Origin of the sequence: Halopelagius longus (assembly GCF_900100875.1) — an archaeon.
Classification (GTDB): Archaea; Halobacteriota; Halobacteria; order Halobacteriales; family Haloferacaceae; genus Halopelagius; species Halopelagius longus.
This window is the reverse complement of the sequence record NZ_FNKQ01000001.1, coordinates 821,893-846,280: the sequence shown is the minus strand read 5'-3', so window position 1 is coordinate 846,280 and position 24,388 is coordinate 821,893. Positions and strand designations below refer to the sequence as shown.

The 24,388-nt window shown below is 66.9% G+C and carries 28 protein-coding genes; 13 read left to right on the top strand and 15 right to left on the bottom strand.

Features of this window, described 5'->3' with window-relative positions; all coding sequences use genetic code 11:
* Positions 1–120: 120 nt before the first annotated feature.
* The 3 genes from thiE to dpsA all read left to right on the top strand — a co-directional run bounded on the left by thiE (position 121) and on the right by dpsA (position 2,280).
* Positions 121–765: a thiamine phosphate synthase gene (thiE, locus tag BLS11_RS04390; protein ID WP_092533490.1), complete on the top strand. Its 645-nt coding sequence runs from the start codon at positions 121–123 to the stop codon at positions 763–765.
* A complete protein-coding gene (gene thiM, locus BLS11_RS04385) occupies positions 762–1,586 on the top strand; it encodes a hydroxyethylthiazole kinase (RefSeq protein WP_092533487.1) in 825 nt (274 codons plus the stop codon). Before thiE ends, thiM begins: the two co-directional genes overlap by 4 nt.
* A gap of 163 nt (positions 1,587–1,749) precedes the next feature.
* Positions 1,750–2,280, top strand: a complete 531-nt coding sequence (gene dpsA / locus BLS11_RS04380) for a DNA starvation/stationary phase protection protein DpsA (protein WP_092533484.1) — start codon at positions 1,750–1,752, stop codon at positions 2,278–2,280.
* A gap of 38 nt (positions 2,281–2,318) precedes the next feature.
* On the opposite strand, the gene BLS11_RS04375 is transcribed toward dpsA, so the two are convergent.
* From BLS11_RS04375 to BLS11_RS04370, 3 genes are all read right to left on the bottom strand, one after another.
* Complete coding sequence (locus tag BLS11_RS04375) at positions 2,319–2,693, bottom strand: metal-dependent transcriptional regulator (RefSeq protein ID WP_092533481.1); 375 nt, start codon at positions 2,691–2,693, stop codon at positions 2,319–2,321.
* Positions 2,694–2,719: 26 nt separating this feature from the next.
* The gene (locus tag BLS11_RS19280) at positions 2,720–2,887 is read right to left on the bottom strand and encodes a hypothetical protein (RefSeq protein ID WP_175454372.1); all 168 of its coding nucleotides are present in this window, start codon (positions 2,885–2,887) and stop codon (positions 2,720–2,722) included.
* A gap of 118 nt (positions 2,888–3,005) precedes the next feature.
* Positions 3,006–3,926 (bottom strand): DUF7551 domain-containing protein, encoded by a 921-nt coding sequence (locus tag BLS11_RS04370; protein ID WP_092533478.1) that lies wholly within the window; start codon positions 3,924–3,926, stop codon positions 3,006–3,008.
* A gap of 167 nt (positions 3,927–4,093) precedes the next feature.
* Here BLS11_RS04370 and BLS11_RS04365 point away from each other — a divergent pair, with 167 nt between their 5' ends.
* Positions 4,094–4,996 (top strand): NAD(P)/FAD-dependent oxidoreductase, encoded by a 903-nt coding sequence (locus tag BLS11_RS04365; RefSeq protein WP_092533476.1) that lies wholly within the window; start codon positions 4,094–4,096, stop codon positions 4,994–4,996.
* A 158-nt stretch (positions 4,997–5,154) separates the two neighbouring features.
* On the opposite strand, the gene BLS11_RS04360 is transcribed toward BLS11_RS04365, so the two are convergent.
* Positions 5,155–5,568, bottom strand: a complete 414-nt coding sequence (locus BLS11_RS04360) for a hypothetical protein (protein WP_092533474.1) — start codon at positions 5,566–5,568, stop codon at positions 5,155–5,157.
* A gap of 79 nt (positions 5,569–5,647) precedes the next feature.
* Between BLS11_RS04360 and BLS11_RS04355 the strand changes: the two genes are divergently transcribed.
* Entirely contained in the window at positions 5,648–6,010 is a 363-nt protein-coding gene (locus BLS11_RS04355) for a winged helix-turn-helix transcriptional regulator (protein ID WP_245698674.1), read from the top strand.
* 13 nt (positions 6,011–6,023) lie between these two features.
* Here BLS11_RS04355 and BLS11_RS04350 read toward each other — a convergent pair whose 3' ends face one another.
* A complete protein-coding gene (locus BLS11_RS04350; RefSeq protein ID WP_092533472.1) occupies positions 6,024–6,743 on the bottom strand; it encodes a ferredoxin--NADP reductase in 720 nt (239 codons plus the stop codon).
* 81 nt (positions 6,744–6,824) lie between these two features.
* A complete protein-coding gene (locus BLS11_RS04345) occupies positions 6,825–7,610 on the bottom strand; it encodes a formate/nitrite transporter family protein (RefSeq protein ID WP_092533470.1) in 786 nt (261 codons plus the stop codon).
* Positions 7,611–7,885: 275 nt separating this feature from the next.
* Here BLS11_RS04345 and BLS11_RS04340 point away from each other — a divergent pair, with 275 nt between their 5' ends.
* The 3 genes from BLS11_RS04340 (at position 7,886) to BLS11_RS04330 (ending at position 10,539) form a co-directional block, all read left to right on the top strand.
* Positions 7,886–8,989, top strand: coding sequence for a glutamate-cysteine ligase family protein (locus BLS11_RS04340; RefSeq protein ID WP_092533467.1), 1,104 nt, complete (start codon positions 7,886–7,888; stop codon positions 8,987–8,989).
* A gap of 98 nt (positions 8,990–9,087) precedes the next feature.
* Positions 9,088–10,200 carry a pyridoxal-phosphate-dependent aminotransferase family protein gene (locus BLS11_RS04335; protein ID WP_092534496.1) on the top strand — a complete coding sequence of 371 codons (1,113 nt, stop codon included), beginning with the start codon at positions 9,088–9,090 and terminating at the stop codon, positions 10,198–10,200.
* A gap of 132 nt (positions 10,201–10,332) precedes the next feature.
* Positions 10,333–10,539, top strand: a complete 207-nt coding sequence (locus tag BLS11_RS04330) for a hypothetical protein (protein WP_092533464.1) — start codon at positions 10,333–10,335, stop codon at positions 10,537–10,539.
* A 90-nt stretch (positions 10,540–10,629) separates the two neighbouring features.
* Here the strand turns inward: BLS11_RS04330 and BLS11_RS04325 are convergent, their stop codons facing one another.
* From BLS11_RS04325 to BLS11_RS04310, 4 genes are all read right to left on the bottom strand, one after another.
* The gene (locus BLS11_RS04325) at positions 10,630–11,565 is read right to left on the bottom strand and encodes an alpha/beta hydrolase (RefSeq protein WP_092533461.1); all 936 of its coding nucleotides are present in this window, start codon (positions 11,563–11,565) and stop codon (positions 10,630–10,632) included.
* 117 nt (positions 11,566–11,682) lie between these two features.
* Complete coding sequence (locus BLS11_RS04320) at positions 11,683–12,642, bottom strand: NADP-dependent oxidoreductase (protein ID WP_092533458.1); 960 nt, start codon at positions 12,640–12,642, stop codon at positions 11,683–11,685.
* Between the two features lie 12 nt (positions 12,643–12,654).
* The gene (locus BLS11_RS04315) at positions 12,655–13,254 is read right to left on the bottom strand and encodes an NADPH-dependent FMN reductase (RefSeq protein ID WP_092533455.1); all 600 of its coding nucleotides are present in this window, start codon (positions 13,252–13,254) and stop codon (positions 12,655–12,657) included.
* Between the two features lie 575 nt (positions 13,255–13,829).
* On the bottom strand, positions 13,830–15,215 hold the full coding sequence (locus tag BLS11_RS04310; protein WP_092533452.1) for an NAD(P)/FAD-dependent oxidoreductase: 1,386 nt from the start codon (positions 15,213–15,215) through the stop codon (positions 13,830–13,832).
* Between the two features lie 208 nt (positions 15,216–15,423).
* Here BLS11_RS04310 and BLS11_RS04305 point away from each other — a divergent pair, with 208 nt between their 5' ends.
* From BLS11_RS04305 to BLS11_RS04295, 3 genes are all read left to right on the top strand, one after another.
* Positions 15,424–16,389: a D-2-hydroxyacid dehydrogenase gene (locus BLS11_RS04305; RefSeq protein WP_092533449.1), complete on the top strand. Its 966-nt coding sequence runs from the start codon at positions 15,424–15,426 to the stop codon at positions 16,387–16,389.
* A gap of 289 nt (positions 16,390–16,678) precedes the next feature.
* Positions 16,679–16,882, top strand: coding sequence for a hypothetical protein (locus tag BLS11_RS04300; RefSeq protein WP_092533446.1), 204 nt, complete (start codon positions 16,679–16,681; stop codon positions 16,880–16,882).
* A 73-nt stretch (positions 16,883–16,955) separates the two neighbouring features.
* Complete coding sequence (locus BLS11_RS04295; RefSeq protein ID WP_092533443.1) at positions 16,956–17,207, top strand: hypothetical protein; 252 nt, start codon at positions 16,956–16,958, stop codon at positions 17,205–17,207.
* Between the two features lie 25 nt (positions 17,208–17,232).
* On the opposite strand, the gene BLS11_RS04290 is transcribed toward BLS11_RS04295, so the two are convergent.
* Positions 17,233–17,793, bottom strand: a complete 561-nt coding sequence (locus BLS11_RS04290) for a DUF2238 domain-containing protein (RefSeq protein ID WP_092533423.1) — start codon at positions 17,791–17,793, stop codon at positions 17,233–17,235.
* 92 nt (positions 17,794–17,885) lie between these two features.
* A complete protein-coding gene (gene asd, locus BLS11_RS04285) occupies positions 17,886–18,920 on the bottom strand; it encodes an aspartate-semialdehyde dehydrogenase (RefSeq protein WP_092534493.1) in 1,035 nt (344 codons plus the stop codon).
* A 199-nt stretch (positions 18,921–19,119) separates the two neighbouring features.
* Between asd and pccA the strand changes: the two genes are divergently transcribed.
* Positions 19,120–20,931, top strand: coding sequence for a propionyl-CoA carboxylase biotin carboxylase/biotin-carboxyl carrier subunit (gene pccA / locus BLS11_RS04280; protein WP_092533420.1), 1,812 nt, complete (start codon positions 19,120–19,122; stop codon positions 20,929–20,931).
* A gap of 17 nt (positions 20,932–20,948) precedes the next feature.
* Here the strand turns inward: pccA and BLS11_RS04275 are convergent, their stop codons facing one another.
* Complete coding sequence (locus tag BLS11_RS04275; protein ID WP_092533417.1) at positions 20,949–21,506, bottom strand: maltose acetyltransferase domain-containing protein; 558 nt, start codon at positions 21,504–21,506, stop codon at positions 20,949–20,951.
* Positions 21,507–21,619: 113 nt separating this feature from the next.
* Here BLS11_RS04275 and BLS11_RS04270 point away from each other — a divergent pair, with 113 nt between their 5' ends.
* Complete coding sequence (locus BLS11_RS04270) at positions 21,620–22,588, top strand: biotin--[acetyl-CoA-carboxylase] ligase (RefSeq protein ID WP_092533414.1); 969 nt, start codon at positions 21,620–21,622, stop codon at positions 22,586–22,588.
* A gap of 42 nt (positions 22,589–22,630) precedes the next feature.
* Here BLS11_RS04270 and BLS11_RS04265 read toward each other — a convergent pair whose 3' ends face one another.
* Both BLS11_RS04265 and BLS11_RS04260 read right to left on the bottom strand, forming a co-directional pair.
* The gene (locus BLS11_RS04265; RefSeq protein WP_092533411.1) at positions 22,631–23,185 is read right to left on the bottom strand and encodes a universal stress protein; all 555 of its coding nucleotides are present in this window, start codon (positions 23,183–23,185) and stop codon (positions 22,631–22,633) included.
* 107 nt (positions 23,186–23,292) lie between these two features.
* Complete coding sequence (locus BLS11_RS04260; RefSeq protein WP_092533408.1) at positions 23,293–24,306, bottom strand: amidohydrolase family protein; 1,014 nt, start codon at positions 24,304–24,306, stop codon at positions 23,293–23,295.
* Between the last annotated feature and the right edge of the window lie 82 nt (positions 24,307–24,388).

Here is a 24,388-nt window from a genome sequence, read left to right as displayed (position 1 = left end):
CCGAGGCGTTCGCCGCTTCCCGCCCCCGGAGTTGCCGCGTCGCGCCGTCGGAGGCGAGTACCGCGTCCGGCGACGGCACAACAGTTTTGCCGAACCGCCAGACACTGACTGTTACAACCGATGAATACACAGGTGGACACCTATCTCGTCACGCAGACGAACCTCTCGGGCGACCGTTCGACCGTGGAGGTCGTTCGGGCGGCCATCGCCGGCGGAGTCGACGCCGTTCAACTCCGCGAGAAACACGCGACCGCCCGCGAGCGATACGAACTCGCCCGGGAACTCCGACAGATGACCGCCGACGCGGGCGTCACCTTCGTCGTCAACGACCGGGTGGACATCGCCGTCGCCGCCGACGCCGACGGCGTCCACCTCGGGGACGACGACCTGCCCGTCTCGGTGGCCCGCGAACAGTTGGGTCCCGACGCCGTCGTCGGCCGGTCCGTCTCGACCGTCGAGGCCGCGCGGGATGCCGAGGCGGCGGGCGCGGACTACCTCGGCGTCGGCGCGGTCTTCTCGACGTCCTCGAAGGACGTGGACGACGACGAGGCCGAAATCGGCACCGAGACGGTCGCCGAGATAGTCGAGGCGGTGGACGTGCCCGTCGTCGGCATCGGCGGCATCACCCCGGAGAACGCCGCGGACGTGGCCGCCGCCGGGGCGGACGGCGTGGCGGTCATCTCGGCCATCGCCGGGTCCGACGACCCCGAGGAGGCGACGCGACGTCTCGCGACTGCGGTCCGCGAAGGGAGGGCGAGTCTGTGACCTCCGACGTGACCCTCGCGGACGCCCTCTCGACGGTCCGGGAGGAACAACCGCTGGTCAACTGCCTCACGAACGTGGTGACGGTCAACGAAGTCGCCAACGTGACCCTCCACTGGGGCGGCCTCCCCGTCATGTCCGACGACGAACGGGAGGTGGGCGACATGGTCGCCATCGCGGACGGGTGCCTCCTGAACATGGGCACCGTGAGCGAAGACGGCGAGGAGACGATGATGACGGCGGGCGAGGCGGCGAAGGAACACGGCGTCCCGGTCGTCGTAGACCCGGTGGGCGTCGGCGCGACGCCGACGCGCGACAGGGTGGCGGACCGACTCGTCACCGAACTCGACCCCGCCGTCGTCAACGGCAACTACGGCGAGATATCCGCCCTCGCGGGCGAGGACGCGGAAGTCCGCGGCGTCGAATCGGTCGGGGAGTACGCCGACATCGCCGCGAGTGCGACGGCACTCGCGGACGAGACGGGGGCCGTCGTCGTCGCCTCCGGCGAAACCGACATCGTCGCCACCGCCGAGGCGGCGTACCGGGTGGAGGTGGGCCACGAGATGCTCTCCACCGTCGTCGGCACCGGATGCATGCTCGGCGTCACCCTCGCCGTGTTCGCCGGCGCGATAGACGACGACGTAGAGGCCGCACTCGCCGGAACGGCGGCGTTCGGTCTCGCGGGCGAGGCGGCCGCCGCCGGCGAGTACGGCGACTACGCCGGCCCCGGCAGTTTCGAGACGGCGTTCCGCGACGCGGTGGCCGATTTCGACGGGGAGGCCGCCGACGCGAACGACCGAATCGAGGCCGTCGCCACCGAGTGACCGCCCCCGAGAACCCGGCGTCCGAGCCGTACCTCTCTGTCTTCTGACACACGACGAAATCGCCAGACGGGAGGGGGGCGAACGCCGGTGCGATTTTTAGGTGAGGCGAAAACATGTCGGGCAAGCGTAAGGTTTGAGTACTCCGGGCGCCTACGATGTAGTGATGAGTTCTCAAGAGACCGCCACCCGGAAAGCAGGAAGCATCGAAGACAACCCCGTTCGCCTCGAACGGGAGAAGGCCGAACAGATTATCGGCGCGCTGAACACCGACCTCGCGGACGCGTACGTCCTCTACCACCAGCTCCACAAGCACCACTGGAACGTCGAGGGTGCCGAACACCTCGGCCTCCACCGGTTCTTCCAGGAGGCGTACGAGGACGTCGAGGAGGCGGCCGACGAGATAGCCGAACGCCTCCAGACGCTCGGTGGCGTCCCCCACGCGAGCATGTCCACCCTCTCGGAGGCGGCGACGGTCGAACCCGAAGACGAGGACGTCTACGACATCCGCACCTCGATGGAGAACGACCTGGAGATGTACGGCGACATCATCGAGAGCTACCGCGAGCACATCACCCTCGCGGAGGGTCTGGGCGACCACACGACGGCCCACATGCTGCGCGAACAGCTCGAGGAGTTAGAGGAACACGCGCACGTCATCGAGCACTACCTCGCCGACGACTCCCTCAAGCAGTAAGCGACCTGCCACGGAACTCGGCGGTCCACCCCGGCCCGTCACGGTGACGGGTCGGCTTCGTCGCTGAGAAGCACTTCGGCCAACCGTTCTGCGACGTCCGGACTCACCGTTCCGACGAGCGCCGACGCCTCCGCCTCGTACTCGTCGATGCGGAGGACGTCCCGACAGAACCGACAGAGAATCTCGTACGTCCGGGCGAGTCGGTCCGCGCGGGACTCTCCTTCTTCGGTGAGGACGACCCCCTCGTACGGTTCGTGCTCGACCAACCCGCGCTCGTTCAGTCGTTCGGCCATCTCAGTCGCCGCGGCGGGCGAGCGACCCAGTTCGTCGGCTATCGAACCGGTCGAGACGGGCGTCGTCTCGTTCGGTCTGAGGGTACGGATAGCGAGGAGATACCGCGCGTCGGGGACCATCTCGGCGTGGGAGCGGACCCGCCGAGTTACTCCCGCGGTTCCACGACCGTATCGGTCCCTATCCACCCGTCGGAGTTCCCGGACTCGATGAAGACGTACTTGCCGGGAGAGCCTTCGCAAACCCCTATTTCGGTGTTCTCTTCCGATTCACTCGACCGCTCGTCCTCCGGTTGGGAGAGTGGAGGCGTCGCCATTGAGAGTTGTTTAGGCAGACCTAAAATAAAAGCGGTTCGGTCTCGCGTGCCACGACGTTACAGGGTGCGGACGTATCAGCTTCACGGACGCGTTCGCGGGTCGGTCGGCGCGGCGGGGTCACGCCGAGTCGCCGACGCGGACGGACGACAATCCGCGCGGCCGGTCGCGACTCCGCACCGTCACCGTCACTCGCCGGGACGACGCGGGTCCTTCCCCCTCGGAGACGGACAGAGAGGGGTAGCCGTCGCCGAACTCGCCCCGCCCGCCCGACGGACGTCGCCCGTCGGCCCCCCTGAGGAGTTCGACCACCAACGGAAGCGTCGGGACGGCGCGGCGGTCGTCGCGGAGTCTGTAGCCGTCGAGGGTGATGCGGCGAACCGAACCTTCCGCGTCGCCCGCCGCTATCGTCTCCACCTCGTAGGCGTCCACGACCGATTTCGCCCGGAGGCGCGCGAGTGCGGCCTCCACCGGTCGGTCGGAGGCGTCCACCGACGAGAGCGTCGCCGCCGCGGTTTCTAACACGCGGGCCTGTTCCGTCGGCGAGAGGTGGTCGTCGATGTCGCGCGCCATGCACCGCAACAGGGCGACGCAGAGTTCGTCCCTGTCTGCGACGGTTTCGGCGGCGTCGAAGTACGAGTCCATCACGGCGTCCTCGACGGTGCGGTGACCGTGCACCGAGAGGGCCTCGAAGACGGCGGCGGCGACGTCGTGGCAGAACTCGACGAGTTCCGATGGGATGGCGCCCGCCGCCGTCGGTTCTCCCGGCGTCGCCCGGTCCGCGCCCGCGGGGGACGACGCGGACGCGTCGCGGACGATGGGGTCGTGGACCATCACCCGCGGGTCGTACCGCCTGAGGGCCGCGCGGTACTCCTCGGCCAACTTCGCCGCCTCCGCCGCCGCCGCGCGGTCCTCGAACCGGGCGTCCGCGACGGGGACGATTCGCTCGCCCGTCCGACCGCAGACGATGCCGTACCGCCCGTCCTCGTCGGCGAGTTCGTCGATGCGGTCCCGTATCTCGCGCAGCGACCGACCCACCATCACCGACCCTCCGAGGGTCCGGTCTCGCTCCCGGCAGTCGGTCGCAGTCGCGCCACCTCCGAGTTCATCGTGCTCGTTTTAGGATGGCCTAAAATAAATAAGTACGTCATCGCCGCGACGGCGGCGCTTCCCGAAACTACTATGATGTTTTAGGCTAGCCGAAAACTATGGGCGACGAACGACGGCACTACGAGGTGGTCGTGGTCGGCGGCGGGCCCGCGGGTTGTTCCGCGGGGGTGTTCACTGCTCGGTACGGCCTCGACACCGTCGTCTTCGACCGGGGGAACTCCTCGCTCCGTCGGTGTGCGTACCTGGAGAACTACCTCGGCTTCCCCGCCGGCATCGAGATAGACGCGTTCTACGAGTTGATGCGCGCCCACCTCGCGGAGGCCGGGTGCGAACGCCTCGCGGAGATGGTGGAGTCGGTGACCCGCGAGGACGGGGCGTTCGTCGTCGAGACGCAGGAGGGCAGGACCGTCACCGCAGACCGGGTCGTCGCCGCGGCGCGGTACGACGGGTCGTACCTCCGTCCGATGGACGAAGACCGGATGACGACGACGACGGAACACCTCGGCGAGACGCGGGAGCAGTTCGACCCCGACTACGCCGACGCCGACGGGCGGACGCCGATAGACGGCCTGTACGTCGCCGCCCCCGCCGGCGAGATGAACGCCCAAGCGATACTCTCGGCGGGTCACGGCGCGCGCGTCGCCCGAAATCTCATCGCGGACGCGCGCCGGGAGGCGGGGTATCCCGACGAACTCGCCGACTACTGGGACTGGGTCCGCCCCGAGGCCGAACGCGCAGAAGAGTGGGCGTCCCGCGACCGGTGGCGCGAGTGGTTCGACGACCGAGTGCCCGACGACCACCCCCTCGACGGCGACGAACTGGCCGCACTCCGCGAGGCGGAGGTGGACCGCAGGTTGGACGCGTACGTCCCCGACGACGAAATCGACCGCCGGGCCGAACGCGGGTACGACCGACTCCTCGAACGGATCCCCGACGACCGAATCGAGGCGTACCTCCGAGACCGAACCGCCGCGGGCGACGCCGACGCGGCCGACGACTGAACGTCCCCGACGGCCGCGACCCTTCGACGGACGCCCCGCCGAACGCTTCGGCCCTCCGCCGAACGCCGAATTCGCGCACGCCCTGCCCTGCGTCTCCCGCAGTTCGGCCCTCCGCACGCCTTCGACCGTCCGCCCTCCCCGCCGACGACCCTCCGCCCTCACTCGATATCCGGCGCGTCCTCGAACGCCGCGAGCGTCTCCGCCAACCTGTCGTCGAAGAACGCGACTCCCTCCTCTCGGTCAGACCGGGCGCGCCACTCCACGGCGTCGCCCTCCGACGGCAGTACCACCGAGAACGAGGCCCACGCGCAACACTGCGACTCCTTCCGCGCCAACTCCGTCGCCGCCGCGTAGGACTCCGCGTTCCGGTCGAACACGAACGAGAACCCGTCGTCCAGTTCCTCGACTCGCGTCAGGTGCGGGACGAGGTTCTCTCGAATCCACGCCCTGCGCCGTTCCTTCCCGTCGCCGTCCAACGTGCAGGTCACCGCCGACGGTTCCCCGTCGGTCGGATCGGTGGTTCGTTCGCGACTCGATGCGTCGTCTCTCGCGTCGTCGTTCGTTTCGGACATGATGCGCCTATAGTTCGAGTAGCAAAGTAATTAAACTGTCAAGTCCGAAGTGTAGAAGGAGGTGCCGCGAACGGAACCTATGGAGGAAAACGAAGCGACGCCGGAGGAGACGGGCGTTTCGGCCGAGAACGACCCCTCGTGTTACTGTCGGTTGGGTGGGGTGATGGACCTGCTCAGTCGCCGGTACGCGATGCAGGTCGTCTGCGTCGTCGGCGCAGTCGGCCCGGCGCGGTACGGCGAAATCGAATCGGCGTTCGGCGACGTGAGCAGTTCGACGCTCTCGACGCGACTCGACGAACTCGTCGAAGCCGGACTCCTCGCGCGGGAACAGTACGCCGAGATTCCGCCGCGCGTGGAGTACGAACTCACGTCTGAGGGCGAGGAGCTGTGCAGTCGGTTGGACCCCCTGCTCCGGTGGGTTCGAGAGCGAGAAGGGTCGTAGACGCCGCCGTCGGTCACTCCTCGGCGGCGTCCGCCTCCCAACCCTCGGTGTAGATGTGCTCGTCGTCGACGCCCGCCGATTCGAGGATGTCGCACGTCTCGACGACCATCGCGGGGACGCCGCAGACGTAGAAGTCCGTGCCGTCGAGACCGACCGTTTCGTCGAGTGCGTCGGGCAGGTGGTCCTGCACGTGTCCCGTCCGGCCGTTCCACGCATCGTCGTCGGCGCGAGAGAGGACGTAATCGGTCGAGACGTTCGCGTGTTCCGCCCGGAGTTGGTCGATGCTCTCGCGGAAGATGACGTGCGACTGGTCGCGTTCGCCGAACAGGAGGTGGGCGTCCCCCCTCCCCTCGGCGGCGTACTGCTTGAACATCGGGTAGAGGGGCGTGATGCCCGTCCCCGTCGCGACGAACGCGGCGTCGCGGTCGAAGTCGCGGACGTAGAGGTTACCGTCCACGGGTTCTATATCTATCTCGTCGCCCGGCGTCCGGTCGTGCATGAAGACGGAGGCGTTCCCGTCGTCGTATCGCTTTATCGCGAGGACGAGTTCGTCCGTCCCCGGGAGAGTGGCCGCCGTGTACGGTCGAGTCCCCGATTCGTCGTCGTTCTCGAAGTGGACCGCCGTGTGCTGGCCCGGTCGGTACTCGAACGCGTGGTCGTCGGCGACCAGTCTGAACTGCTTCACGTCCGGCGTCATCTGATGGACGCCGGCCACAGTAACGGGAATCGACATATCCGGTGTTCGGAGAGGCGTCAAAAATGCGTGCTGGCGGCGGGCCGCGCGGCGAGGCGATGCGACGCCGGAGAGTCTCGCTCAGTTCTCCGACGCTTCCGCGCCGATGGCCTGCGTGATGTGCGTTAAGGTGACTAACCCGAGTCCGCCGACGAGGTTGCCCGCCGTGACGAGGCCCGTCGTCTTCGCCAGTTCGACGAAGCCGATGGGCGCGCCGAACAGCATTCCGAAGACGACGTGCAGTATCGTGACGACGACGTGGTCGAATGGCCCGAGAGTCAACAGGACGCCGACGATGTACGCCATCACGATGCGGCTTCCGACGCTGTTTACGGCTTCGAGGAGGAACGAGAGCAGGACGACGAGTGCGCCGCCGACGATGGCCGCCGCGAACTCCGTCATCGGCGGGCGGCGGATGAACTCCTCGGCGAACGTGCGGAGGGCCTCGACGGCGCTGTGCGGCAATACGCCGTGAACGGAGAAGATGTACGCCATGAGGACGCCGCCGACGAGGTTGACTGCGAAGGTGACGGTCCACAGCCGGAGGAGCGAACCGACCATCCACGAGTCGGCGTCCACCGCCTTCGCCACCGGGTCGTAGAAGTTCTCGTTGAACAGTTCCGCCCGGCCGACGACCAGAAACACGAGGGCCACGCCGAACGCGAGTGCGCCCGCGATGGTGGCTATCTTTCCGAACTGCGGTTTGACGAACGCGTGGACGATACCGAGGGCGACGATGCCGAACACGACGGTGAAGCCGGCGATGAAACTCGTCGAGACGAGTTCGAGCATCGACTGGTCGAGGCGGCGTTCACCCTCCTCGATTGCTCGTTCGAATATCTCCGCAGGGCTGGGTGCGACGGGCACTTCTCAATTATCGGCTGACGCGATGAAAAGCGGCGTGGCCGCCGTTCGGAGGACGGAGCCTCTCGACCCGCCTCAGTCGTCGAGTCGCCTGGGAGCGCTTTCTCACCGGGCCGATTGATTTCGGGACCGACAGGTCTCTCCTCGGCGGCGACCGTAGAACGCGGGGCCGACACGTATGGACAAAAAACCGGCAAAAGTTATTTGACAATTGGTATCGCATGTCATACCGCGCCGGCGCCACCGGCGCGACGCGGTGACACCGAAACCTTCCAACCATGCGAATCGGCATCGAAATCGAGTATTGGCTCGTCGATACCGACGGCAACCTCCGCCCGGCGGACGAGGTGATAGCCGCCTGCGAGGGGGTCGACTCCGAGATGGTGACCCCGTTACTGGAGGTGAAGACGCCCCCCTGCGATTCGCTCGCGGAACTGACGGCCGTCCTCGGGGACCGACTCGGCCGCGTCCGCGACGAAGCGCGGGTGCGCGACAAGCGCCTCGTGCCGTTGGGCACGCCGTTGAGCGACGAGCGACTGCCGCGGCGGACGAGCTCGCGACTCGCCGTCCAACACGCCGTCCTCGGTGACGACCTCGGCCACGCCGGCTACTGCGCCGGCGCCCACCTCCACTTCGAGCAGACGAGCGTCGCGGACCAACTCCGGGTCCTCACGGCGTTAGACCCCGCGTTCGCCCTCGTGAACACCACGCCGTACTACCGCGGTCGCCGGGTCACGGCGTGCGCGCGACCGCTCGCGTACCGGCGACTGTGCTACCGGTCCGTCCCGGAGTACGGCCAGTTGTGGCGGTACCCCGAGTCGGCCGCCGAGTGGCGCGAACGCGTCCGGCGGCGCTTCGACGCGTTCGTCGATGCCGCCGCGGAGCGCGGAGTCGACCCCGACACCGTCGAATCCGAGTTCTCCCCCTGCGACGCCGTCTGGGCCCCCGTCTGCCTCCGAGACGACCTCGGAGCCGGGACCGTCGAGTGGCGGACGCCGGACGCCGCCTCTCCGCTGGAACTGTGTCGGCTCGCCGCCGACGCGGTTCGCATCGTCGAAACCGCCGTCGAGGACGGCACCCGAATCGGCGACGGCAACGACGGCGACGGTTCGCTGTCGCTCCCGCCGTTCGCGACGCTTCGGGCGCGCGTCGATGCGGCCATCGAACGCGGACTCGCGGCCCCGCCCGTCGAGGAACACCTCTCTCGGTTCGGCTTCGACCCCGACGAGTACCGACCGTTCGGCGAGGAAATCGGCGGAAGAGAGCGCCTCGACGCCGACGACGCGAGACGAATCCGCCTGCGTGCCGCGGACCGTCTCGAACGCGACGTCGAACGCCTCCGCGGGACGGCGACGCCGCAGACGGGGGTCTCTCGCGGGTGAACGTCCGGGCGGTTCGAGACGACCGCTCGGATGCCCGCGGCCGAATCAAAAGTACCATGGGACCACGCCGCACAGAGGACGTTACTTAGGTGTTCCACGTGACCGAGAAACGCGAATACGGAGACGACTACCCCGACAAGACGCTGTACATCCCCGGTCCGACGGAGGTGCGCGAGGACGTCGTCGAGGCGATGTGCGAACCGATGTTCGGCCACCGCATGGACCGGATGACGGACCTCTACACGACTATCGTCGAGGATACGAAGGAGTTCCTCGGCACCGACAACGACGCGATAATCCTCACGGGGTCGGGCACCGAATTCATGGAGAGTTCCATCCTCAACCTCGTCGACGAGAACGTCCTCGTGACGACCTGCGGGAGTTTCAGCGAGCGTCAGGCCAACGTCGCGGAACGGTTGGGGAAGAACGTCGATACGCTGGAGTACGAGTGGGGGCGAGCGGTCAAGCCCGAGGACGTGCGCGAGGCCCTCGAAGCGAGCGACAGCGACTACGACGCCGTCACCTGCGTGATGAACGAATCCTCGACGGGCGTCCGCAACCCGATAGAGGAGATCGGCGACGTGGTCGCGGAGTACCCGGACACGTACTTCGTCGTGGACGCGGTGTCGTCCCTGGGCGGCGACTACGTCGATATCGACGAACACGGCATCGACGTCATCTTCACGTCGGTCCAGAAGGCCTTCGCCATGCCGCCGGGCCTCGCGGTCTGCATCGTGAGCGACGAGGCGTACGAACGCGAACTGGAGAAGGATTCGGCGTCGTGGTACGGCGGCTTCCAGCGTTCGCTCGACTACTACGACCGGAAAGGACAGACCCACTCCACGCCGGCGATTCCCGTCATGCTGGCCTACCGCAAGCAGATGAAGCACATGCTCGACGAGGGCCACGACGCGCGCGACGAGCGTCACCGGGAGATGGCCGAGTACACCCGCGAGTGGGCCCGCGAGCACTTCGAGATGTTCCCCGAGGAGGGGTACGAGTCCCAGACGGTGAGTTGCATCGAGAACACGCGGGGTATCGACGTCGCCGCGACCATCGAGGACGTCTCCGAGGAGTACGACATGGTGTTCTCGAACGGGTACGGGTCGGCGCTCGGCGAGAAGACGTTCCGCATCGGTCACATGGGCGAACACGACGTCGAGTCCATCGAGAAACTGACCGACGCCATCGAGGACGTCGCGGACCTATAAGTCGACGGTCCGAGACGCCCCGAGAGTCTCGGGGCGTCGTCCGATCAGATATTCATATTGTCCTTATGGAGTTATATATAATGGTATTATTTGATGAATTTTAATATAGTAGACCGTATTGTGCCTACCACGATGCTCGATGATGAAACTCTGAAGGACATCGCCGGTGTTGTAATGATTATTGGCTTTGGTGCCGTAGTGTTCTACGTCTTCACCCAAATCCAGGCAGGAGCCCCCGTCGATCCCTCATTGATCACAGAGGCTACTCCGTTAGCAATTGGAGGTGCAGCTCTTATCGTCGGTGGCGGCGCGTTCACGAAATGGCTCGAGAACCGATAAGTAGCGCACATATCCACTCACCCTTACTTCAATAATGGAAATAGGACTACTGACTGAATGAGGTAGCTCACCCGCAGTCCTTGACGATAGTCACCCCTCGCCGACTGCGTCCGAGATGTCGTCGGCGACGTCCGCGATAGCCGTGCGCGCTCGGTCCACCTCGCGCATCGTCATGAACCCGTGGACCATATCCTCGTAGTTCTCGTAACGAGTGGGGACGCCGTCGCGGACGAGTTGTTCGGCGTACGCCTTTCCGCCGTCGCGGAGGGGGTCGAACCCGGCGGTGACGACCGTCGCCGGGGCGACGCCCGAGAGGTCGGCGGCGTTCGACGGGTCGGCGTAGGGGTTCCGCCTGTGGACGTCGCTGACGTAGTAACAGCGCTCGAACCACTCCATGTCCGCTCTCTCGAGGACGATACCGGCGTGCTCTCGGACGGACTGTTGGTCCTCGTCGACGCCGACGGCGGGGTAGAGGAGCGTCTGGTACGTGACCTCCGGACCGTCGCGTTCGGCGGCCATGAGAGAGGCGACGGCGGCGAGGTTCCCGCCCGCGGAGTCGCCGGCGACCGCTATCTCTCCGGTCCCGTGGACGGCGTCCGGATTCGCGGCCGCCCACTCGACGGCGGCGTAGGCGTCCTCGACCGCCGCGGGGAAGGGGTGTTCGGGGGCGAGTCGGTACTCGACGGAGAGGACGGCGCATCCGCTCTCCCGCGTGAGGTGCCGGCAGAGCCAGTCGTGCGTGCCGATGCTCCCGAAGACGAACCCCCCGCCGTGGAAGAACACGACCGTCGGGAACGGCCCCTCGGCGTCCGGGAGGTAGAGGCGGGCGTCGAGTTCGCCCGCGGGACCCGGAATCGTTCCGTCGACGGTCGACCCGACGGTCGGCGGGTTCCGATTCCGTATCCGCGTCAACGGGCGGGTGAGGAGGCGGAAGAGTCGTATCCCGCGGCGACTGTGGGGGAGCGGAAGGCGGTCCTGCCGTTCGACCGCGGCACGGGCTTGCGGGTCGATTTCGTCGGCGTGCATCACCGACTGTTTAGGTAATCGACACTAAACCGCTTGTGCTCCGGGAAAATCGACGCAGAATCCTCCCGGCTAGGACCGGCATCGTTTCGCCGCCACCGACCCGAGCGGTGTCGTCTGTCACCCTTCGTCCGTCACGGTGAGTACCAGTTTCCCGCGAACGTGGCCGTCTGCGCTTCTGTCGAGCGCTTCCTGCGCCTTCCGGAGCGGATACGTATCGGTAATCGTCGGTTCGACCGCACCGGATTCGATTCGATCGGAGACCCGTCGGAGCGTCTCCGGGTCCGAATCGGTCGTGACGTCGAAGAAGCGAACGGTAACGTCGTACTCGTCTTCGAATTCCTCGACTAGCGTCTCTGGCGGTCGATTCGGGAGCGTGACGACGACACCTCCCGGTCGGACGACCGCCGCGGACCGTTCGAGCACCTCCCCGCCGACGGCATCGACGACGACATCCACGGGGTCGATCACGTCTTCGACTCGGTCCTCGCGGTAGTTGACGAACGTATCGACGCCGAGTTCGCGGAGGTACGCCTCGTTGCGTTCGGACGCCGTCCCGACGACGTGTGCCCCCGCGTCCGCCGCGAATTGGACAGCCACGTGGCCGACGCCGCCCGCCGCCGCGTGGACGAGAACGCGCTGTCCGGCGTCGAGTCCCGCTTCCTCGAAGAGGGCGTGAAAAGCGGTCTGTCCCGCCATCGGGACGCCCGCAGCTTCAGTGTGCGTGAGAGAAGGCGGCTTCGGCGCGACTTCGTCGGCCTTCATCGCGGCGTACTCGGCGAAGGTCTCTCCGGCACCGGGAAGCCGAACCATTCCGTAGACGGCGTCACCGGGCTCGAAGCCAGTCGCTTCCGTCCCGACGGACTCGACGACTCCCGAGACGTCCCATCCGGGAATCCACGGGAGCGGCTTATCCAGTAGCGACGGGAGGTCCCCGCGGCAGACGAGCCAGTCGAGCGGATTCACTCCGGCGGCGCGGACACGAACGAGCAGCTCGTCGCTGTCGAGTTCCGGTCGAGGGGCGTCTTCGTACGTTACTGCTTCCGTCCCGTCGGTCTCTGAGATTCGAACAGCTTTCATGGATGTGTGGAATCAGTCGTCGGCTTCTCGCTCCGTCGGGGGAGCGGAACTTCGCCCGACGGCCGCCGGATAGTTCGCTACGCCCGCGTATTCGACGAGCTCTCGCCCGAGTCTGCGCGTCCGCTCTGCGATGCGGGGGTCGGCGATTCCGTCGTCGGTGACGACCGAATGCGAATCGGGAATCGCGACCTCTGTCGGTAGCGTCCACGCGCGTAGCGTCCGGCTGACGGTCCGGAGGTGAACGAGGGCGGACCCGGGAAAATCTCCGCCCGCGACTTCGAGCAAGCCGACGGTCGTCGCCTCGAACTCGTCTCTGCCACAGGCGTCCAGCGCGTACTTCAATGAACCCGAATAGGAACCGTGGTAGTTCGGCGTGCCGAGCAGGACGCTATCCGCCGCTTCGATGCGCCCTCGCAGGACCTCGGCGTCCGGAACCGCAGCGTCGACGCCGTCGACGCTCGGTAGTTCGTAGCGCCGCAGATCGACGAGTTCGACCGTCGCACCGGCCTCCTCGGAGACGGAGAGCGCCTCGTTCAACGCGACACGCGTCCTACTTTCGTCGCGGAGACTGCCGCAAACTCCGACGACGTGAGGGTCGGTTGAGTCTGCCATCGACAGCAGATGGGACGAGTGGCCGCAAGTAATTTACCTGAATTGACATTTTGTAGCGTCAGCTGCAAAAACTCGTTTTCGAAAGCGTTCTGTCAGATATCGGGCCGCGTTTCCGGTCGACGGCGAGTCTGTGATATCCCTCGGCCCGAACCGCGATAGCTATCGAACGGGCTCTCGACGTATCTGCGACTAGCCGAATCGTGTGCGGAAATGTCGCCCGAGACACTAACGGCCGGCATCATCCCGAGGCGGCGTGCCGCGTCAGCCGGGAAACCCTCGTGTCAGGCGGTCCGTCTTTCGGGCGCGGACGTTCCACTCCGCCGGCGACTGCCGCCGTCGGCGGAGTCGTCGCGTAAGCGACTCAGTACGGTCGCGTCTGCACCTGCATTCGCATCCGACCGCATAGCGGCAGAGTGCGGAAAGACGTGCAGACGCGACCGTAATGTCGCGCACCCGGGTTCTCCGTTTCCTCATCGCTCCCTAGCGGGACTACTCGGAACGGGGACTAAAGGTGCGCAGTTGAACTAACGCGCCGGGACAAAAGAGGGTTCCGACCCGACCGGTGCGCGGCCGGTTCAGACCGTGTACTCGGACTCGTTCAACTGGACGTACTTCCCCTTTCGGTACTTGAACTTCGCCTTCTTGTAGGACGTGACGAGGCGGGCGGCGTTGAGGCCCGCCCCGATTTTCGACGTTTTGAACAGTTCCGGTCCCGACTCCACCTGCAGTTTCTTCGCCGTCGAGAACGCCCAGTCCCAGTCGTCCGGGCCGTAGTCGCGGACGATATCGGCGAAGGAGACGTTTCGCAGGACTTCCTCGCCGATGGCGTCCTTCCAGCGAGCGTTGTACGGAGTCAGGTCGCCCTCCGCGGCGAGTTCGCCCGCGATTGCCCCCGTCCTGACGGCCACGTGGTCGCCGCCCTCGTGGAACGCCGAGGTTGCGCCCATCGCGCCGCCGACGACCGCGATTCCGGCCGTCGTCGGCGAGTCGATCGGTCGCGTCGAGGAGATGGCGTACGTCTCCGTCCCCTTCGTCTTCCCGCGGTCCTCGACGAGGGGGAAGTCCTCGTCGACGTCGTACTCGTCGCCGTACTCCTGTTCGAGGAGGCGGCGGACGTACTCCTTCCCCTGCGGGATTCGCTCGTCGTCCTCGCGGAGGAGGGCGTACTTCTCTCCGTCCTCGATTTCGTCGATGTCGAGGCCGATGGGCATCGTCAGGCCGACGCGGGCGACGTTGCCGTCGTTCGGGAATATCCACGGGTAGGCGGTGTGGCCCGGCATGTACCCCCACCAGAACTTGATGGCGCCCGACACCTCGTCGTACACCTCCTCGGGGAGGCGTCTGTGCTCTTGGTAGGCGATGTGGTTGACCTTCGTCGTCGCCAGTCGGTCCGTGATGTCGAACGGGACGAACCGGTCGAGTACCTTGTTCGTCACCGTCCGTTGGGGACCGTCCGCGAGGACGACGAAGTCGGCGGCGATATCCTCACCGGACGCGAGGCGGACGACGTGGCGCGGGCCGTCCGAATCGCCGTCGGGGTCCGTCTCCACGTCGCGGACGGACGCCTTCACGCGGTACGCCGCGCCCGCCTCCTCGGCCCTGTCGCGCATCCAGTCGTCGAACTTCGCGCGGTGGAAGCAGTAGCCGAACTCGTCGTACGACGACTCGATGCCCGTCTTCCGCAGGACGATGGACTCGTTGGGACCGACGAACTCCGCGCGGTCGAGGTGGCTGAGCACGACGTCGTCGGGCATCTCGTCGGGATGGATACCCATGATATCCACCCAGTAGTCGAGGATTCCCGCCGCGTCCGTCGAGTCGGGGCCGAGTCGGTCGGGCCGGTCGGCCCGGGGAACCCCCTTCTCTAACACCACCGCCGACGCGCCCCGCGACGCCGCGGCGTGCGCGGCGGACGACCCTGCGGGGCCACCGCCGACGATGGCTACGTCGAATCGCTCCATACCGCTAACCGAACCCTGCGGCGATAATAAACCCCCTGAACTGGCACGCGTACTGACGGGTTCGGCCCGGACGACGCCCCCGGTCGGCGCGTTCGAGGGAGGGGGTCGCTCCGACGGGCGGTCGGTTCGGCGAGTAGTCGGTTCGACGGGCGGACGCCGTTCGCCCGGGGTGAACATTTACCACCCCTCCCGGAGCGTATTCTACCCGATGAGCGACGCCGACATCGTCGTCTTACGGCAGAAGATTCACGGACTGTCCGCCGAGGGCTACGCCGAGGAACTCCGCGCGCGACTTCCCGAGAAGAACGTCGTCCTCGCGCGCACCCCCGCCGAAGAGCGCGAACTCCTGCGCGAGACGTCGGTTGCGACGGGCCTCTCCCTCGAGGAGGGCGCTCTCGCGGCGGCGGAGAACCTGCGCCTGTTCGCGTGCGTCTACGCCGGGACGGGCCACCTCCCGATGGACGCCCTCGAAGAACGGGGCGTCGCCGTCACCAACGCTTCGGGCGTCCACGGCCCCAACATCGGCGAACACGTCGTCGGAGCCATCCTCTCGTTCACGCGCCGGTTCCACGTCGCGTGGCGGCAACAGCAACGGCGTCAGTGGCGGTCGTTCCACACCCGCGAACTGCAGGGCTCGACGGTGACCGTCGTCGGACTCGGCGCACTCGGGCGGGCCATCGTCGAACGACTCGACTCCTTCGGCGTCGAAACCATCGGCGTGCGCTACTCGCCGGAGAAGGGCGGCCCGACCGACGAGGTGGTCGGCCTCGAAGACGAACGGGGCTTCCACGACGCCCTCGCCCGGAGCGACTACGTCGTCGTCGCCTGCCCCCTGACGGAGACGACGCGCGGTCTTATCGACGCCGACGCCCTCCGGTCGATGCCGCCGGACGCCGTCCTCGTCAACGTCGGGCGGGGCCCCATCGTAGAGACGGACGCCCTCTTGGACGCACTCCGGTCGAACGCCGTCCGCGGCGCGGCACTCGACGTGACCGACCCCGAACCCCTCCCGGAGGACCACGAACTGTGGAACTTCGAGAACGTCCTCATCACGCCCCACAACGCGGGCCACACGCCGAAGTACTGGGAGCGACTGGCCGGCATCGTCGCACGAAACGTCGAACGCGCCGACGAGACGGGCGCGTTCGAGGAGTTGGAGAATCAGGTGATATAGCGTCGCCCGCCGCCTCGTAAACGCAGGGAGACGCCGCTCACGTCGCGTTCCGCGACTCGGTGAACACGAGCACCACGTACAACCACGCGAGAACCATCCCGGCGAGCAAATCGACGCGAACGTACGTCTCGACGCGCAACGGGCCGCCGATGAAGAACAGAAGCCCCGCGAAGTAGACGAGTAGGAGGCCGACAGCGGCCGCGATTCCGAACTTTGTGTCTTCGCGTATTTGTCGAATATCTAAATGGATACGTAAGTTCTTACTCTATTGTCAACTGAGTGTCGTAACATGGTAGTCGCACCCGAATCGATCTGGGAGATGTTCGAGGACCTCTTCGTCCGCGAATACGAGAACGCCGTCGTGTACGCGGATTTCGACCGGGAGACGGTCCTCCACGAGGGGGAGGTGCGCGTCCTCGCGAACGGATGGGTCGAACTGCCGACCGGTCGCGTCCTCTCGCCGGAGTCGGTCCACCACATCGACGCGAAGTGAGGCGGCCGTCGGGGCGGCGCGGTCGGACGCGGTGACGGCCTCATCTTATCCGTCTCACGGACGAGATAACGGTATGGACGAGCACACGGCGACGTTCGAGATCGAGTCGAAAACGGACGCGAGAGCCGTCGAACGACTGCTGAGTCAGCTCTACGACTCGGTCCGCGAGGAATCGAGGACGGTTCGCGACGAGACCGGCGATTCGACGGCGACGTTAGCCCAGTTCGAGACGCTCCGCGAGGCCGCCAAGGACGGGAAGCCCGGCACACTGACCGTCGTACTCGAACAACGGGAGGAAACGTTCGGCGGGGGCGACGACTCGTAATCCGTCGTTCGTCGCGGGACCCGACTCAGTCGGCGTCCTCGGTGAGGTTCCGGAGGTAACGGTCGCCGAACGCGACGACGAGGCCCGCGCCGACGACGTTGAACAGGAGGTCCTTGACGGTGTCGTAGGGGCCGTAGTAGACGAGTACGGGTTCGATGCCGAGGCGGTCCGACACCGAGTGGACGGTGTACTCCATCGCCTCCCAGAGGAGGCCGCCGCCGACGACGGCCGCGAAAACGTCCCGTGGGGAGTTGCGGCCGCGGCGGCGTGAGACGACGTGGGTGAGGCCGCCGAGGAGGGTCGCAGAGAACGCGTGCGTGACGTGGTCCCACCACCACGTTTCGTCGTAGGGACCGAGCATCCCGACGGCGTGAGCGAGCATCGCGGCGTCCGCGTACGCTCGCTGCCACGGCCGAAACTCGACGTCGTACAGACGTTCGGCGATGTCGGGGAGAAACGTCGCCGCGAACATCAGAACGCCGTTCACCACCGCGTTCGGGTCCCGTCGGCGAAAACCCTCGACGAACACGGCGAGCGTCGCGCCTTTGATACCCTTCTCCGCCGGGGTTCGCGTGTCTCTCGTCATGAGACTCACCGATACGAACGACGCCGGGACGGATAGCCCCGTCGGCCCCCGCGGCGCGGTTCGCGCCGCGGCGGCGGCGGGGCGAGAGACGCTTAGAGGTAGCCCTCTTCCACGAGGAGTTCGCCGTTGAGGACCGAGGCGCCGGCCGCGCCGCGAATCGTGTTGTGCGCGAGGCAGTTGTACTTCAGGCCGTCCGCCGTCTTCTGGATGCCGCCCGCCGAAATCTGCATGCCGTCGCCGCGTTCGCGGTCCATGCGGGGTTGCGGCCGACCGGGGTCCTCGAAGACGTGGATGAGTTGGTCCGGCGAACTGTGGAGGTCGACGCTCGGATACTCGCGCATCGCCTCCGCGGCCTCCTCGGGCGAGACGTCCTCCGTCGTCTCCGCGAAGACGTTCTCCAAGTGGCCGTCGAGCGTCGGGATGCGGTTACAGGAGGCGGCGACGTCCATCTCGTGGAGGTGCAGTTCCGCGCCGTCGAAGTCGCCGAGCAGTTTCCGGGACTCGGTCTCCATCTTGTCCTCCTCGCCGCCGATGTGCGGGATGGCGTTGTCGATAATCTCCATCGACGTGACGCCGGAGTAGCCCGCGCCGGAGACGGCCTGCAGCGTCGAGACGTTGACGTTCTCCAGACCGAACTGATCGAGGGCGGCCAGCGTCGGCACCATCGTGATGGTCGAGCAGTTCGGATTCTTCACGAGTGCGCCGTCCCACCCGCGTTCCTCGCGTTGCACCTCGATGAGTTCGAGGTGGCCCGGGTTCACCTCCGGGATGGTGAGGGGAACGTCGGGGGCCATCCGGTCGTTCGAGGAGTTCGAGGAGACGACGTAGCCCTCCTCTAAGAACCCGGGTTCGACGTCCGCGGCGACGCCCGACGGGAGCGAAGAGAAGAGTAAATCCACGCCGTCGGGAACCGCCTCGGGCGTGGTCTCCGTGACGGTCATCTCCGCCACGTCCTCGGGAATCGGCGTGTTGACGCGCCACTTCGCAGCCTCCTTGTACGTCTTGCCCGCGCTCGATTCACTCGCGGTCAGCGCCGCGAGTTCGAAGGTCGGGTGATCTTCGAGTAGTTGGATGAATCGCTGTCCGACCGCCCCGGTTGCGCCGAGAATACCGACTCGTACTGCCATTACCGTGAGGTACCGTACCACGGCCATAAGGCCGTTTGGATTCGGGACGTATTTCACGAACGTTCAGAACGCTCGCTCGTCGGCCGCGGAATCAGGACGTTCGTCCACCACTCTCCTGTCCGGTAGTTCGACGAACGTCGAACCCCGTTACGTACGGAACCGATAGAATGAGGTGCCGCGTTCATGAATACGTCCGTAAATGTTCAGTAAGGTTCTCGTCGCCAACCGAGGGGAGATAGCCGTCCGCGTGATGCGGGCCTGCGAGGAGTTGGGCGTCCGGACCGTCGCCATCTACAGCGACGCCGACAAACACAGCGGGCACGTCCGGTACGCCGACGAGGCCTACAACGTCGGCCCCGCCCGTGCCGCGGACTCCTACCTCGACCACGAGGCGGTCATCGACGCCGCGCGGAAGGCCGGCGCGGACGCAATCCACCCCGGGTACGGCTTCCTCGCGGAGAACGCCGAGTTCGCCCGCAAAGTCGAGCAGACGGACATCAAGTGGGTCGGTCCCTCCGCCGACGCGATGGAACGACTCGGCGAGAAGACGAAGGCGCGCGCCCTGATGCAGGAGGCCGACGTGCCCGTCGTCCCCGGAACGACCGAACCCGTCGAGTCCGTCGAGGAGGTAAAGGAGGTGGCCGCAGAGTTCGGCTACCCCGTCGCCATCAAGGCCGAGGGCGGCGGCGGCGGCCGCGGCCTGAAGGTCGTTCGCAACGAGGAAGAGGCCGAAGAGCAGTTGGAGACGGCCAAGCGCGAGGGCGAGGCGTACTTCGACAACGCCTCCGTCTACGTCGAGAAGTACCTGGAAGCGCCGCGCCACATCGAGGTGCAGATTCTCGCCGACGAACACGGCAACGTCCGCCACCTCGGCGAACGCGACTGCTCGCTTCAGCGTCGCCACCAGAAGGTCATCGAGGAGGCACCCTCGCCCGCCTTGGACGAGGACCTCCGGGAGCGAATCGGCGAGGCGGCGCGCCGCGGCGTCCGCGAGGCCGACTACTACAACGCCGGGACGGTGGAGTTCCTCGTCGAGGACGGGAACTTCTACTTCATGGAGGTCAACACCCGGATTCAGGTCGAACACACCGTCACCGAACAGGTGACGGGCATCGACGTGGTGAAGTGGCAACTGCGCGTCGCCGCCGGCGAGGAACTGACCTTCGAACAGGACGACGTGGAGATAGAGGGTCACTCCATCGAGTTCCGCATCAACGCGGAGAAGGCCGACAAGGAGTTCGCGCCCGCGACAGGCGGTACCCTCGACACGTACGACCCGCCGGGCGGCATCGGCGTCCGCATGGACGACGCCCTGCGGCAGGGCGACGAACTCGTGACGGATTACGACTCGATGGTCGCCAAACTCATCGTCACCGCCTCGGACCGCGAGGAGTGTCTCGCGCGGTCCGAACGCGCCCTCGCGGAGTACGACATCGAGGGCATCGAGACCATCATCCCGTTCCACCGCCTCATGCTGACCGACGAGGCGTTCCGCGCGGGCGAGCACACGACGAAGTACCTCGACGAGGAGTTAGATAGAGAGCGCATCGCCCAAGCCGTCGAGAAGTGGGGTCCCGAGGAGAGGGGCGGCGAGGAGGAAGACGAGGAGGTGACCGAACGCGAGTTCACCGTCGAGGTCAACGGCAAGCGCTTCGAGGTGAGCCTCGAAGAACGCGGCGCGCCCGCCATCCCGACGCCGGACGTGAGCGCCGGTGCCGCAAACGGCGGGTCGGCCACCCGTTCGCGCCCCGACGAGGCGACGAGCGACGACGGCGGCGAGGTCACAATCGAGGGCGACGGCGAGCAGATTACCGCCGAGATGCAGGGGACCATCCTCTCGGTGGACGTCGAGGAGGGCGACGAAGTCGCCTCGGGCGACGTCGTCTGCGTACTGGAGGCGATGAAGATGGAGAACGACGTCGTCGCCGAACGCGGCGGCACCGTCTCGCAGGTTCTCGTAGGGGAGGGCGAGAGCGTCGACATGGGAGACCCCCTCGTCGTCCTCGAATAGGCGCGTCGGCCCCGATTTCAGTCTAGTTCTTTCACCACTTTCGCGGGATTTCCCCGCACGACGACGTTGTCGGGCACGTCCTCGGTCACCACCGCGCCGGAGGCCACCACCGCGTCGTCGCCTATCGTCACGCCCGGATTCACCACCGCCCGCCCGCCGAACCACACCCTGTCGCCGACGGTGACCGGCTTTCCGTACTCCCTGCCGGAGACGCGCTTCTCGGCGTCCAACGGGTGCGTGGCGGTGTAGACGTGGACGCCCGGCCCGAGCATGCAGTCGTCGCCGAACGCGATTTCGCAGACGTCCAAGAACACGCAGTCGAAGTTCGCGTAGAAGTCGTCGCCGACGCCGATGTTGTAGCCGTAGTCGCACTTCAGCGTCGGTTCGACGAGAGGGTTCTCGCCGACAGACCCGAACAGTTCGGAGAGCAGTCGCTCCCGTTCCTCGTCCTCGCCGACGTCCGTCGCGTTGTAGCGGTCGGTCAGGCGGCGCGCCTCGCGCCGTTCGGCGAGAAGCGTCTCGTCCGCGGGGTCGTACATCTCGCCCGCGAGCATCTTCTCCTTCTCGGAGGACATCGTTCCCTCCACCCACGGCGGACGCGGAGATAGGTCTGGCGGAGGCCGACCCGCCGACTCCCGGCCGGAGCGAATCCCCGATATTCATCCCGTTGCGCCGGCTTCCCCCGCGTATGAACGAGACGCGACGCGCCCTCCTCGACGCCCTCGCGGACGGACCGGTCGCCGGGCCGGAACTCGCCGACCGACTCGGCGTCTCTCGCGCGGCGGTGTGGAAACAGGTCGAGGCCCTCCGCGAGGACGGATTCGGCGTCGAGAGCGGCGACGGCGGCTACCGCGTGACCGACGTGCCCGAGTACGGCGAGTCGGCCATCGCGTTCGGTCTGGACGCTCCCTTCGAGATAGAGTACCACGACTCGTTCGGGAGCACGAACGACCGGGCCCGGGACCTCGCCGTCGAAGGACGCTCGGATATCGCCATCGTCACCGACGAACAGACCGGCGCACGGGGCCGCCTCGAACGCCAGTGGACCGCGCCCTCGGGCGGCGTCTGGATGAGTCTCCTCGTCCGGCCGGACCGCCCGCCCGCGCACGTTCCGGTGTTCACGTTGGCGGCGGCGGTGGCGACGACGCGCGCCGCGCGCGAGGCGGGCGTGGACGCCCACATCAAGTGGCCCAACGACGTGCTCGTCGGTGACGGCGGCGGCCCGGACGCCGCCGATTCGGTGGCGACGGGCCGCGGCGGCCGGAAACTCGCGGGCGTCCTCACGGAGATGGAGGGGGAGGCCGACCGAGTCTCGTGGTTGATCGTCGGCATCGGCGTCAACGCGAACGTCGATACGGCCGACCTCCCGCCGGGCGCGACGAGCATCCGCGAGGAGGTTGGCGACGTGGACCGCCGCGCGTTCGTCCAACGACTCTTAGAGGAGTTTCACGCGCTTCGGGCGGACACCGAGGCCGTGCTCCCGGCGTGGCGCGAGTACGCTTCGACGCTCGGGCGGCGGGTGCGCGTCGAGACGCCCGGCGGAACGGTCGAAGGAGAGGCGGTGGACGTGCGGTTCCCCGGCGCGTTGGTCGTCCGAACCGACGACGGGGAGGAAGTCGTCCACGCGGGCGACTGCGAGCACCTCCGCTCTGCGTGACTCGAACTGGGGTTCGGACTCCGACGACTCTCCGGCGCGGGGTCAGTCGGCTTCGACGCCCGGCCCGGCGTCGGGTTCGCGTTCGCCGTCGGTCCCGACGGGTTCCTCCCCGGTGGCCCGACTCGGAGTCGCCGCTTTCTCGTCGCTCTCGCCGACGTCGGGACCGACTCTGACGGTGAGGACCGGCACGTTCGAGGCGCGAACGACCTTCTCGGCGACGCTCCCGAGCAGGAGTCTGTCGATTCCGCCGCGTCCGTGGGTGCCCATCGCGACGAGGTCACAGCCCTCCCGTTCGGCGTACTCGACTATCTCTCGACTCGGTGCGCCCTCGATGACGTTCGTCTCCACCGGGACGCCCGCGTCCGTCGCGACGCGCCGCACCTCGCCCACCGCCTCCGCGGCGTCCGCGCGGAGCATCTCGTCTAACCCCTCCCACGACGACTCCATCGGAAGCCCGGCGAAGCTTCCGCTATTGACGACGTAGAGGGCGTGAACGGCGGCCCCGTGGACGTCCGCGAGACGGACGGCGTGTTCGACCACTCGATCCGACCCCTTCGAACCGTCCGTCGGGACGAGTATCCGTTCGTACATCACCATTGTTAACTCATCTCACACTCTGTCGCTCACGGTCTTAACTGTTCGCGTCGTCGAGTTTCGAAACGAAGTCGTCGGGTCCGCGCCGGGTGCGGAACTGCGTCTCTCGGTTACAGAATCACGTCTTTCACGTCGTCGACGCCCGCGCGTCGGACGACGGCGCGGACGGTGTCCTGCGCGCCCGCGAGGTTGTCGGAGTCGCCGTCCAACACGAGGAGTTTCGCCTCCCGGCCGGGTTCGATGCACCCGTAGTCGAGTCCGGCGATGTCCGCGCCGTTGACCGTCGCCATCTGCAGAACTTCCCGCGCCGACACGTCGCCTAACTTCGCGGCGAACTCCATCTCGCGGAACATCGACGGCGAGTTCAACATCACGTTGTCCGTCCCGAGGGCGACGGTGGTGCGGTCCACCAGTTCGCGCATCGGCGGGACGCCGACGTCGGTGACGAGGTTCGACCGCGGGCAGACGACGACGGGGATTTCGCTGTCCTCGATGCGTTCCAGATGGAGGGGTTCGGGGTGGACCATGTGGACGAGGAAGTCCGGGTCCAAATCGAGTGCGGGGTTGACGTCGTGGGAGTCGCGTTCGCCCGCGTGGATGCCGAACAGTTTGCCCGCCTCCCGCGTCGCGTTACGGTGGCGTTCGAAGTCGCCGTCCCGCGCGCCGGACGCGCCGAACCCGTCGGCCTCCCGCATCGCATCGACGGTTTCGCGGCCAAGCACCACCGGGTCGACGTCGAGTCCGGCCGTCGCCTCCCGGATGAGTTCGACGCCCTCGACGCCGCCCTCGCGGAACTCGACGCACGTCGCCGTCCCGGAGGCCTCCATGAACCGGAGCGACCGGCGCATCGCCTCCACTTTCTCCTCGCGACTCGCCTGCCGAAGGAGGCGGTGCTTCAGGCCGTCCGGCGGCGCGACGAGTTCGTCGAGCGACAGTCCCGCGCCGGCCTCCTTGGCTATCGAGTCGCCGATGTGCGTGTGCGCGTTGACGAAGGCCGGAAGGACGATGTCGTCGGAGTAGACGTCCGCCTCCTCGACGGCGTCGATTCGTCCGTCCTCGACGACGACCCGGCCCTTCACAGGTTCGAGCGTTCGTCCGCGTAAGATTGTCCCCTCGACGATCATGCTCGAATCTCCCGCGGGGAGACGCTTGAAACTCCCGAATCGGCGACTCTCCTGTCGGTTCGAAGAGGGGTTTCTCGCTCGC